The 11,134-nt window shown below is 67.4% G+C and carries 9 protein-coding genes; 4 read left to right on the top strand and 5 right to left on the bottom strand.

Annotated elements, in window-relative coordinates:
* Positions 1–105: 105 nt before the first annotated feature.
* Positions 106–990, top strand: a complete 885-nt coding sequence (locus KOE53_RS02950) for a mechanosensitive ion channel family protein (protein ID WP_188057283.1) — start codon at positions 106–108, stop codon at positions 988–990.
* A 46-nt stretch (positions 991–1,036) separates the two neighbouring features.
* Positions 1,037–3,682: an ATP-dependent helicase HrpB gene (gene hrpB, locus KOE53_RS02955; protein ID WP_188057284.1), complete on the top strand. Its 2,646-nt coding sequence runs from the start codon at positions 1,037–1,039 to the stop codon at positions 3,680–3,682.
* 85 nt (positions 3,683–3,767) lie between these two features.
* Here hrpB and ilvC read toward each other — a convergent pair whose 3' ends face one another.
* The 5 genes from ilvC to KOE53_RS02980 all read right to left on the bottom strand — a co-directional run bounded on the left by ilvC (position 3,768) and on the right by KOE53_RS02980 (position 9,279).
* A complete protein-coding gene (gene ilvC / locus KOE53_RS02960; RefSeq protein ID WP_188057285.1) occupies positions 3,768–4,793 on the bottom strand; it encodes a ketol-acid reductoisomerase in 1,026 nt (341 codons plus the stop codon).
* Positions 4,794–4,876: 83 nt separating this feature from the next.
* Positions 4,877–5,386 carry an acetolactate synthase small subunit gene (gene ilvN, locus KOE53_RS02965; RefSeq protein ID WP_188044088.1) on the bottom strand — a complete coding sequence of 170 codons (510 nt, stop codon included), beginning with the start codon at positions 5,384–5,386 and terminating at the stop codon, positions 4,877–4,879.
* Positions 5,387–5,389: 3 nt separating this feature from the next.
* The gene (locus tag KOE53_RS02970; protein WP_188057286.1) at positions 5,390–7,198 is read right to left on the bottom strand and encodes an acetolactate synthase large subunit; all 1,809 of its coding nucleotides are present in this window, start codon (positions 7,196–7,198) and stop codon (positions 5,390–5,392) included.
* 42 nt (positions 7,199–7,240) lie between these two features.
* Positions 7,241–8,935: a dihydroxy-acid dehydratase gene (gene ilvD / locus KOE53_RS02975; protein WP_188057287.1), complete on the bottom strand. Its 1,695-nt coding sequence runs from the start codon at positions 8,933–8,935 to the stop codon at positions 7,241–7,243.
* 110 nt (positions 8,936–9,045) lie between these two features.
* Positions 9,046–9,279, bottom strand: a complete 234-nt coding sequence (locus KOE53_RS02980; RefSeq protein ID WP_188044091.1) for a hypothetical protein — start codon at positions 9,277–9,279, stop codon at positions 9,046–9,048.
* Positions 9,280–9,394: 115 nt separating this feature from the next.
* On the opposite strand from KOE53_RS02980, the gene KOE53_RS02985 reads away from it, so the two are divergent.
* Together KOE53_RS02985 and nhaA are read left to right on the top strand one after the other, a co-directional pair.
* Entirely contained in the window at positions 9,395–9,610 is a 216-nt protein-coding gene (locus tag KOE53_RS02985; protein WP_188044092.1) for a hypothetical protein, read from the top strand.
* A gap of 160 nt (positions 9,611–9,770) precedes the next feature.
* Complete coding sequence (gene nhaA / locus KOE53_RS02990) at positions 9,771–11,051, top strand: Na+/H+ antiporter NhaA (protein WP_188057288.1); 1,281 nt, start codon at positions 9,771–9,773, stop codon at positions 11,049–11,051.
* The last annotated feature ends 83 nt before the right edge of the window (positions 11,052–11,134 follow it).

Here is an 11,134-nt window from a genome sequence, read left to right on the forward strand (position 1 = left end):
CGGGCGCACCCACTGTCGACTAGTCTTTCGATCAGTGAGCGGGTGGACCAGTTCGTCCACCCTGCTTGAGATGTGTGAGTACTTACAGACCCGAAGGGAACCGCCGTGACGGAGCCGTCAAGGAAGAAGAAGGTCGTCCGCGTCGAGTCGGCGCCGAAGGCCGAGGCCCCTGCGGGCTCGCCGCGTGCGGCGAAGACGGAGTCCGGCGGGGCGAGTGGCGCCGGGAACGGGGTCACCTGGGCGCCGACCGCGGAGGCAAAGTCGCAGGCGACGCGCCTGCGCATCTTCGCCTGGGTTGCCTGGGTCGCCGCCATTGGCCTCGAGGCCTGGGCCATCTTCGGCGTCCTACGCCAGAACCCCGTCACGATGTGGTTGCTCATTCTTCTCATCGTCGTGATTGGCGCACTTGCCGTCACCGGCTCGCTGCTGTGGAAGCAGGCGAACCGAGTCGACCCGGCGTCGCGCGAAGACTCGATTCGGTTCTTCGTGCAGAATCAGCTCGGCGCAATCGTGACGGTCATCGCGTTCCTGCCGCTCATCATCCTGATCTTCCTCAACAAGGACATGAGCGGCAAGCAGAAGGCGCTCGCGGGCGGGCTCGGCATCGTCGTGTTGCTCGTCGCTGGCTTCCTCGGCACCTCAATCAACCCGCCCTCGGTCGAGCAGTACTCGGCGGAGTCGAACACGATCCAGCAGCTCACGGGCGAGGACCTCGTGTTCTGGACTAAGTCCGGCACGGTCTTCCACGTCTGCGCCGACGTGCCCGACGTCAACAAGGAGTCGCAGGACGGCACGATCTACTCGGGCACCGTCGCCGACGCTCACGCCGCAAACAAGGATCGTCTCACCAAGCGGTGGGAGTCAGAGGCAGTGAAGTACTGCGGCTACACGCAGGAGCAGGTGGACGCCGTCCTCGCGGGCGGCGACACCGCCCCTACCGACGAGGGCACCACCCCGGAGGAAACCCCGAGCGAGGCACCCGCGGAGTAGTCCCGCGTGGGCCCACCGCGTGCCGGGCCACGGACCTCCTCCTAGGATGAAGTTCGTGGCCCGGCATTTTTTTGATCTCGACGCGATCGGCGCCGGGCTCGTCGTAGCCGCGGCACGCCCCGAACTCGAGCGCGCGGCGCAGGTCGGCGCGATGGTCGTGACAGCCCCGCCCGGTACCGGCAAGACCACCTTCGTCCCGCCCCTCGTCGCACATCTCGTCGCTGAGCGCGCGGCCCGCCAGGGCGCCGACGCGCCGCCCCCGCGGGTGCTCCTCACCCAGCCGCGCCGCGTTGCGGTGCGCGCAGCGGCGCGCCGAATCGCCCAGCTCGACCGCAGCGACCTCGGCGGCGCGGTCGGGTTCACGGTGCGCGGAGAGCGCACCGTCGGCCGCGACACACAGCTCGAGGTGCTCACGCCCGGCGTGCTGCTCCGCCGGCTCATCTCCGACCCGAGCCTCGAGAACGTCGGCGCCGTCATCCTCGACGAGATCCACGAGCGCTCCGTCGACGGGGACTTGCTTCTCGGGCTCGTCTCCGAGGTACGGGCGCTGCGCGATGATCTGATCGTCGTGGCAATGTCGGCCACCCTCGACGCCGGACATGTCGCTGAGGTGCTGGGAGCCGCAGCGGGGACGGGCCCCGCCCAGATCGTGGAGATCCCCTCGGCGCTCTTTCCGCTGGACATCGAGCACGCGCCGTTCGACGGACCACGGCTCGACGAGCGCGGGGTCACCCGGGGGTTCCTGGCGCATCTAGCCGCCGTGACGCTGTCCTCGCAGCGCGCCGTCGGCACCGACGCGCTCGTATTCGTGCCCGGTGCCCGCGAGGTCGACGAGGTCGTGCGGCTCCTGCGCACGGGCGCTTCGGGCTCGCAGGCGGTCGAGATCCTCCCGCTCCATGGCAGGATCCCGGCTCGCGAGCAGGACCGCGCCGTGCAGGGGCGCGCCCACCCAGATGAGCCAGCGCGAATCGTCGTGAGCACCTCGCTCGCCGAGAGCGCACTGACCGTGCCGGGGGTGCGCCTCGTCGTCGACTCCGGGCTCTCGCGCGAGGTGCGCCGCGACCGGGCCCGTGACATGACCGGGCTCGTGACGGTCAGTTCCTCCCGGGCCAGCGCCGAGCAGCGCGCGGGCCGCGCGGCCCGCCAGGGCCCAGGACGCGCGGTACGCGCGTACTCAGAGACCGACTTTGCTCGAATGCCGGCCGCTTCGAATCCGGAGATTTCCTCCGCTGATCTCACCGACGCTGCGCTGCTGTTGGCCGCTTGGGGCGCCCCCGGCGGGCGCGGGATCGTGCTGCCCACTCCCCCGCCGCCCGCCTCGATGGCGCAGGCCGAGACCGTGCTGCACACCCTCGAACTCGTGGACGACACCGGTCACGTCACGGCCCTCGGCAACCGGGTCGTGCGCATGCCCGTAGGCGTTCGCGAGGCCCGCGCATTGCTCGCGGGTGCCCGCGAACTCGGCGATCCCGCGCTCGCGGCGGAGGTCGTCGCGGCGTTTTCCGACGACCATCGCGACGCGGGCGCTGACCTCCACGCGCTCCTCAGAGAACTCCGCACCGGCCGCACCCCCGGAGCGGATCGCTGGCGTCGCGAGCGCCGCAGACTTGAAGGGATCGCGTCCGAAGCGAGCGTCGGGCCATCGCCCGAGCGCACGGACACCTCCACCATCGGCAGCGCGCCAGCCAGCAGCGGTGCGATCGCCGGGATCGTCACCGCACTCGCCCGCCCAGAATGGATCGCGCGCCGCGTCAGCGAGCATTCCCGCACGTACTTGTTGGCGAGCGGCACACGGGCCGCGCTGCCCGAGGGCAGCGGGCTCCTGGGAAGCGAATGGCTCGCCGTGCGCGAGGTGCAGCGCAGCGATGCGCGCACAGCCGACGGCACCGGGGCCGTGATCCGGCTCGCGGCGTCTCTCGCCGAGGACGACGCCTTCCGCCTCGCCGGGCCGCTGCTCACACAAGCTCGTCACGCCAGCATCCAAGCCGGTCGCGTGCGCGTGCGCGAGGAACGACGCCTCGGCGCGATCCTGCTCTCCTCGACACCGACCGCCGCGCGGGCAGAGGATGCAGGTCCCGCCTTCGCCGCGGAGCTTCGCGCGACCGGGCTGTCTGCGCTGCGCTGGTCTGAGGCTGCAACCGCCTTACGGGCTCGGCTCGCTCTCGTTCACCGGGCGCTCGGCGCACCCTGGCCCGCGATGACGGACGAGTCGCTGATTCACCACCTCGACGACTGGCTCGGGCCCGCACTCAGCGGTCTTCGCGCAGGCGAATCGCTGCACGCCATCAGCGTCGCTGCCGCCCTGCGGGGTCTGCTCCCCTGGCCCGAGGCCGCAAGACTCGACGCACTCGCGCCCGAGCGACTCGCGCTGCCGTCGGGATCGACGGCTCAGATTCAATACCCCGACGCCGAAGACTCGGCGGCGCCCCCGGTCGTCGCGGTGAAGCTGCAGGAACTCTTCGGGCTCGCCGAATCTCCGACGCTGGTCGACGGTCGAGTGTCGATCCTGTTTCACTTGCTCTCCCCGGCACGCAAGCCGCTTGCCGTCACGAGCGACCTCGTGTCGTTTTGGAACGGCCCGTATCAGGACGTTCGGAAGGAGATGCGTGGCCGCTACCCGAAGCATCCGTGGCCCGAGGATCCCTGGACCGCACAGGCCACAGCGCTGACGAAGCGGCGCCTGGGCCAATAGCCGTTGCCTCGGCGGATCGGGGAGGCCGTCGCACGCAAAAGACCCGCCCCGAAGAAACTCGGAGCGGGTCTTTCAGACTGCGAAACTAGCGTGCGGCCGAGCCGTCCACGTAGTCTTCGTCGGTCGACTTCCACGCGAAGAGACCGCGCAGCTCGCGGCCAACAGCCTCGATCGGGTGAGCCTCAGCCTTGGCGCGGAGCTCCGCGAACTCCTTGCCGCCGTTGTCCTGGTCCTCGATGAAGCGACGAGCGAACGCGCCATTCTGGATGTCGGCGAGAACGGCCTGCATGTTCTCCTTGACGCTGGGGTCCACCACGCGGGGGCCCGAAACGTAGTCGCCGTACTCGGCCGTGTCGGAGACCGACCAGCGCTGCTTGGCGATGCCGCCCTCCCACATGAGGTCGACGATGAGCTTGAGCTCGTGCAGCACCTCGAAGTAGGCGATCTCGGGCTGGTAGCCAGCCTCGGTCAGGGTCTCGAAGCCGTACTGCACGAGCTGCGAGACGCCGCCGCAGAGCACTGCCTGCTCGCCGAAGAGGTCCGTCTCGGTCTCTTCGGTGAAGGTCGTCTTGATGACGCCGGCGCGGGTGCCGCCGATTGCCTTCGCGTACGACTTGGCGATGTCCCAGGCGTGGCCCGAGGCGTCGCGCTCGACCGCGATGATGTCGGGGATGCCGCGGCCTGCGACGAACTCGCGACGCACCGTGTGGCCGGGAGCCTTCGGGGCGACGAGGATCACGTCGACGCCCTCGGGCGCCTCAATGTAGCCGAAGCGGATGTTGAAGCCGTGCGCGAACGCGAGGACCTTGCCCGCGGTCAGGTGACCCTTGATCTCGTCGTTGTAGATCGCGCGCTGGTGCTGATCCGGCGCGAGGATCATGATGAGGTCAGCCCACTCGGCAGCAGCGGCGACCGTCATGACGGTGAAGCCGGCTTCTTCCGCCTTCTGGATCGACTTCGACTCAGCCTTGAGCGCGATGCGGACATCAACGCCGGAGTCGCGAAGGTTCATCGCGTGGGCGTGGCCCTGCGAGCCGTAGCCCACAACAGCAACCTTCATGCCCTGAACGATCGACAGGTCAGCGTCAGCGTCGTAATAGATCTCTGCCACGGTATTACTCTCCTTGGTTGGGGTGTGACCCGCGCGGTGGGGCGCGGAGCTTGAGGCCGAAGGCGTCTGCCCTCGGCAGTGAACTAGTTCTTGAAGACGCGCTCGGTAATCGACTTGGACCCGCGGCCCACGGCGATGAGGCCGGACTGCACGATCTCCTTGATACCAAACGGCTCGAGGACCTTGAGAAAGGCCTCGATCTTGCCCGAATCTCCGGTGACCTCGATCACGAGCGCATCGGTGACCACGTCGACGACACGGGCGCGGAAAAGGTTGACCGCTTCGAGCACCTGCGAGCGGGTCTGGTGGTCAACGCGAACCTTGATGAGCACGTGTTCGCGCTGCACCGACTGGCTCGTTTCGAGCTCGACGACCTTGATGACGTTGACGAGCTTGTTCAGCTGCTTCGTCACCTGTTCGAAGGGCAGCTCGGCCTCGTCGACGACGACCGTGATGCGCGAGAGGCCCGCGATCTCGGTCGGGCCGACGGCGAGCGACTCGATGTTGAAGCTGCGGCGGGCGAACAGGCCAGCGACGCGGGTCAAGAGACCCGGCTTGTCCTCGACGAGGAGGCTCAATACGTGACGAGTCATGGCTTATTCATCCCCCCATTCCGGGCTGTGATCTTTGGCATATTGGACTTCACTGTTCGAAACACCCTGCGGGACCATCGGCCACACCATCGCGTCCGCGCTCACGACGAAGTCGATCACCACGGGGCGATCGTTCGTCTCGAGCGCCAGCTTGATGGCGGCGTCAATCTCGTCTTCGCGCTCCACCCGAATCGCGAGGCAACCGTAGGCCTCGCCGAGCTTCACGAAGTCGGGCACCCGCTGGCTCCCGTGACCGGTGTTCAGCTCGGTGTTCGAGTAGCGCTTGTCGTAGAACAGCGTCTGCCACTGACGCACCATCCCGAGCGACGAGTTGTTGATCACGGCAACCTTGATCGGGATGTCGTTGATCACACAGGTCGCAAGTTCCTGGTTGGTCATCTGGAAGCAGCCGTCGCCGTCGATTGCCCACACGTCTCGCTGCGGCTCGGCAACCTTCGCCCCCATTGCGGCGGGTACGGAGTAGCCCATGGTGCCGGCGCCGCCCGAGTTCAGCCAGGCGTTCGGGCGCTCATACTTGATGAACTGCGCCGACCACATCTGGTGCTGACCCACGCCCGCGGCAAAAATGCCCTCGGGTCCGGTGAGTTCGCCGATGCGCTGGATGACGTGCTGCGGGCTGAGCAGACCGTCGGTCGGCTGGGTGAAGCCGAGCGGGAATTCCTCGCGGAGGCCGTTCAGGCGTTCCCACCACACGCTCTGGTCGGCGAGTCCGCTCTCGCGCTGGATCGCGCCAACGGCGCTCGCCAGGTCTACCATCACGTCGCGGACGTCGCCCACGATCGGGACATCGGCGACACGGATCTTCGAGATCTCCGCGGGATCGATGTCGACGTGGATGACCTTTGCCTCGGGGGCGAACAGCTCGGCCCGCCCGGTCACGCGGTCGTCAAACCGCGCGCCCAGCGTGATCAGCAGGTCAGCCTCCTGCAGTGCAAGCACCGCGGGAACGGTGCCGTGCATGCCCGGCATCCCGAGCTGCTGCTGGTGCGAGTCGGGGAACGCCCCACGCGCCATGAGGGTGGTGACCACGGGGGCACCGACGAGCTCGACGAGCTGCATGAGCTCCTCGGACGCGCGGCCGCGCACGATTCCACCACCGACGTAGAACACGGGGCGCTCGGCGCGGGCGATGAGATCGGCAGCGGCCTGGATCTGCTTGCTGTTCGCCTTCGTGACCGGGCGATACCCGGGAAGGTCGACCCGCGGGTCCCAGACGAAGTCCAGTTCAGCCTGCTGAGCGTCCTTAGTGATGTCCACGAGCACGGGGCCGGGGCGACCGGTCGAGGCAATGTGGTACGCCGCGGCAATCGCCTTCGGGATCTCCGCAGCGTTCTTCACCAGGATCGAGTGCTTCGTAATCGGCATCGTGATGCCGACGATGTCCGCCTCCTGGAACGCGTCGGTTCCCATGAGCGTCGAGAAGACCTGCCCCGTGATGGCGAGCATGGGCACGGAGTCCATGTACGCGTCGGCGATGGCCGTCACGAGGTTCGTCGCGCCCGGGCCGGACGTCGCGATGCAGACCCCGACCTTGCCGCTCGCCGAGGCATAGCCCTCGGCGGCGTGGCCGGCGCCCTGTTCGTGACGCACAAGGATGTGGCGCAAGCGGGTGCTGTCCATCAGCGGGTCGTAGACCGGGAGGATCGCGCCTCCGGGAAGCCCGAAGACGTCTGTCACCCCCAGCTCTTCCAAGCTGCGGACGACCGCTTGCGCGCCCGTCATTCGTTCACCGCGCGCGCTCGATCGTGCCGAGCCGGGTGTGGGAACAGCGGAAACTGATTCCGGAGTCATCTCTGGCTTTCTGTTGCAGGTGTGTGTCGGACGCGTGCGACGTTAGCCCGTAATTGCGCCCTCAGACGCAGAATGCACGAGCTTCGAGTACTTGGCGAGAACGCCACGCGTGTACCGCGGGGGAAGCGGAGCCCAGCCGGATCGGCGGGCTGCTAACTCTGCGGGATCCACCAGCAGGTCAAGCGTTCGAGCGGCGATATCGACCCGAATCAGGTCACCGTCGCGCACCAGGGCAATCGGACCTCCGTCCGAGGCCTCAGGTGCAATATGTCCGATACATAGGCCGGTTGTGCCGCCCGAGAATCGTCCGTCCGTCAATAGTAGTACATCCTTGCCGAGGCCCGCGCCCTTGATGGCGCCGGTGATCGCAAGCATCTCGCGCATCCCGGGGCCGCCCTTGGGACCCTCGTAGCGAATGACGACGATGTCGCCCTTCCCGATCTTGCCCTCGGTGAGCGCGTCCATAGCCTCACGCTCACGCTGGAAGACGCGCGCGGGACCCTCGAAGCTATCGAGGTCGAAGCCGGCCGTCTTGACGACGGCACCCTCGGGAGCCAGCGAGCCGTGCAGCACGCTCAGTCCGCCGGTGGCGTGGATCGGGTTGTCGAGGTGACGGATCACCTCGCCGTCGATCGGATCCGGGTTCAGCTCGGCCAGGTTCTCGGCCATCGTCTTGCCGGTCACGGTGAGCGCGTCGCCGTTCAGGAGGCCCGCATCAAGCAGCGCCTTGAGCACGACGGGGACTCCGCCGTGACGGTCGATGTCGTTCATGACGTACTTGCCGAACGGCTTCATGTCCGCCAGGTGCGGCGTGCGGTCGGCAATACGGTTGAAGTCCTCGAGCGTGAGGTCAACCTCGGCCTCGCGAGCGATCGCGAGCAGATGCAGCACCGCGTTCGTCGAGCCTCCGTAGGCCATCAACAGGGTGATGGCGTTTTCGAACGCGGGCTTCGTGAGGATGTCACGGGCCGTGATGCCGAGGCGCAGCATGTTGACGACGGCCTCGCCCGAGCGGTGGGCGTAGTAGTCGCGGCGGCGGTCCGCACTGGGCGGCGCGGCCGATCCGGGGAGGCTCATGCCGAGCGCTTCCGCGATCGATGCCATGGTGTTGGCGGTGTACATACCGCCGCAGGCGCCCTCGCCGGGAGCAATCGCGCACTCGATGCGCTTGAGGTCTTCCTCGCTCATCGTGCCGGCCTTGCATGCACCGACCGCCTCGAAGGCGTCGATGATGGTGACTTCCTTCTCCGTGCCGTCGGTCAGCTTGACCCAGCCCGGAGCGATCGATCCCGCGTAGAGGAAGACCGATGCGAGGTCGAGCCTCGCGGCAGCCATGAGCATGCCGGGCAGCGACTTGTCGCAGCCGGCGAGGAGGACGGACCCGTCGAGGCGCTCGGCCATCATGACGGTCTCGACCGAGTCGGCGATGACCTCACGCGACACGAGCGAGAAGTGCATGCCCTCGTGGCCCATGGAGATGCCGTCGGACACGGAGATCGTGCCAAACTGCATCGGGTATCCACCGCCTGCGTGGACGCCCTCCTTCGCCCCTTGGGCGAGTCGGTCAAGGCTGAGATTGCACGGAGTAATCTCATTCCAAGAGCTTGCGATGCCGATCTGGGGCTTTACCCAGTCTTCATCGCCCATTCCGACTGCGCGGAGCATGCCCCGGGCCGCAGCCTTCTCGATTCCATCCGTGACGTCGCGACTGCGCGGCTTCATGTCGATCTCTGCCATGGCGCCAGTCTATCCATGCCGACAGTCCCCGAGACGCACGTAGGGCCCGCCTGCAAGCTGCAAACGGGCCCTACGTGCTGCCGAACACGAGGATTCGGCGGCGTTCTGCGCTACTTCTGCAGCGCGGGAAGAAGGGTGAACGGGATCAGCATCCCCAGAATCGTGGCCACCAGACCGGCAGAGAAGATCTCAATATGCAGGCTCGCCGCGCCAAAGGCGTAGCTGGAAAGCACCATGCCGCCAAAGGTCAGTACGAGCGACAGCACGAAGACGATGGCGGTGGTTGCCCCAACCGCGCCTTGCGAACTTTCTTCAAACAGTGCCACGTTGTCCTGCTTCGCCATGGTGAACCGACGACCTTTCTTGACAGTCTTCTACACCGCATGCTGGGTGCGCGACTAGCGTAGCGTAGATCAGGCCCGAAGTTCCGGGCTCAGCACGACCGGAGGAGCAACGTCGATGGCGATCGGAAAGTACGTAACGAACCTCGGCGTCATCGGTGCGGTGGCGGCGGCCTACAGCACCGCACGGCAGACCAAGCAGATGCCGACCGATTGGCGCCGCTATGTCGTCTGGGGCGTCTGGGCCGCCGGCGTGATCCTGGCCATCGCGTCAGTATCCATGCTCGACGACGACGAGCCCGAGTCGCCTCAGCGCGAGCGGCGCCTCCCTTAGCCCTTCCCGGCAACCGGCAGGATCCTGCCGCAACGGGTGCGACGAGAACTGCTTCCCGGCCCGTGCGTCACAGGCCGCTAGGATTGACCCTGGTGTGTCGGGAAGTCTGGTCGACGTGCGCTGAGCGGACCCCCGCTCGCGAAACGATTCAGGAGACTTGATGACGAAGCCCCCCGCGACGCCCACCCCCAATTCCTCGGGCAGGCGCCCTCGACGCCTGAGCTCACGCCTGCGACTGACCGAGTCCGGCCGGGTCGCGGCGATCCTGCGCAAGGAGGCCACTGGCGGGATCCTGCTGCTCGTGGCGGCGGTGTTCGCGATCATCGCCGCGAACAGCCCGCTCGCCGATCCATACTTTGCGCTGCGAGATTTCAAGATTGGCCCCGAGGCGCTGCACCTCAACCTGTCGCTGGGCGCGTGGGCCTCTGACGGACTGCTCGCGATCTTCTTCTTCCTGACCGGGCTCGAGCTGAAGCGCGAGTTTGTCACGGGCGACCTGCGCCAGGTGCGCACCGCGGTCGTCCCGGTGGCTGCGGCATTCGGCGGGGTCGTTATCCCTGCCCTGATCTACGCGGCAATCAACTGGGGTACGCCCGAGGTGCGCGGCTGGGCGATTCCCACCGCGACCGACATCGCGTTTGCCGTCGCCGTACTCGGGCTCCTTGCGCCGCGCATCCCCCCGGCGCTGCGGATGTTCCTGCTGACGCTCGCGGTGGTCGACGACCTCATTGCGATCATCATCATCGCCATCGTCTACACGAGCGGGCTCGCCTGGCTGCCGATGGTTGCGGCCCTCATTCCCCTCGGACTGTTCTTCTTCCTCGCGCACCGCTTCGCGCCCTGGTTCGCCCGCGCCACCTGGGCCCCCTGGGTCATCCTGCTCCCCCTCGGCCTGCTCACGTGGTCCCTCGTACACGCCTCCGGCATCCACGCCACCATCGCCGGCGTACTGCTCGGCTTCGCCGTGCCGGTTCGCGGGCGCGACGAAACGGCGCTTGCCGAGGAGTTTGAGCACCGCTTCCGGCCCATCTCGAGCGGGTTTGCCGTGCCCGTCTTCGCGTTCTTTGCCTCGGGCGTCGCGCTCGGAGACGCGAGCGGGTTCCCGTTCCACCCCATCTCGCTCGGTATCTTGGCCGGCCTGATCATCGGCAAGCCCATCGGCATCGCGCTGATGACCTGGCTGCTCGTCCGATTCACCAAGGCCGAGCTTGACCCGTCGGTTCGCTGGAGAGAGCTCATCGGCGTCGCGGCCCTTGCCGGAATCGGCTTCACCGTCTCCTTGCTCGTCACCGAGCTCAGCTTCGAATCGCCCCAGGAGGCGGACACTGCACGGGTCGCCGTCATGGTGGCCTCGCTGCTCTCCATCGGCGTCGCCGCACTCTTCCTCGTGCGCCGCTCGAAGGCGGGCGGCAAGCAACTCGCACGAATCGAGCGGACCTAGAACATCGGGCGTGGCGCGGCCCCCCACCCCCCCTATAAAAGGGGGAAAGGGCGCGGCGAGCCCCGGATAGTTGTGGGGGATTA

This window comes from Leucobacter sp. CX87, assembly GCF_018682295.1.
Taxonomy (GTDB): domain Bacteria; phylum Actinomycetota; class Actinomycetes; order Actinomycetales; family Microbacteriaceae; genus Cx-87.